Raw genomic sequence first — 570 nt, forward strand, 5'->3', positions numbered from 1 at the left:
CCGCCCCGGGTGACGGAGGACCTCGGCTTCGGCGCGCTCCTCCCCCTCCTGCGCGCCCGCCGGGTCGCCGACGTGGACCACGCCTTCGACGACTGGGCCGAGCCGGTCAACGTCGTCCAGGCGGCCGACACCGAAGGCGGCCTGCTCCACCGCGTCGCGGGCCGGGTGCCGGTGCGGAACCCGGAGAACGGCGTCCGGATCGTCGACGCCTGGGAGCCCGGGCACGAGTGGCGCGGCTGGTACGCGCCCCTGCCGCGCGGCACGGTCGACGACGGCATCGCGGTCATGGCCAACCAGCGCGGCCCCGCCGCCCCGCTCGGCGTCGAGTTCGCGCCGCCCCACCGGGCCGCCCGCCTGCGCACGCTCCTCGCTCCGCGCCGGGACTGGCGGGCCGCCGACATGGCCGCCCTCCACATGGACMCCCATCTGGCCTCCGCGGCCCCGCTGCTGGACCGGATCGCCGCCCTCGACGGCCTCTCCGCCGAGGCCGCCGCCCTGCGTGAACGCCTGCGGAACTGGGACCGCCACATGGCCGTCGACAGCAGGGAGGCGGCCGCCTACGCCGCGGTC

General features: G+C 78.2%; 1 protein-coding gene. It reads left to right on the forward strand.

The genetic code is table 11. The annotated features are described in order from the left end of the window. The coding region (locus tag FGF04_RS39775) for a penicillin acylase family protein (RefSeq protein WP_149516232.1) at positions 1–570 on the forward strand (570 nt) is incomplete at both ends.

This window comes from Streptomyces apricus (assembly GCF_008369065.1).
Classification (GTDB): Bacteria; Actinomycetota; Actinomycetes; order Streptomycetales; family Streptomycetaceae; genus Streptomyces; species Streptomyces apricus.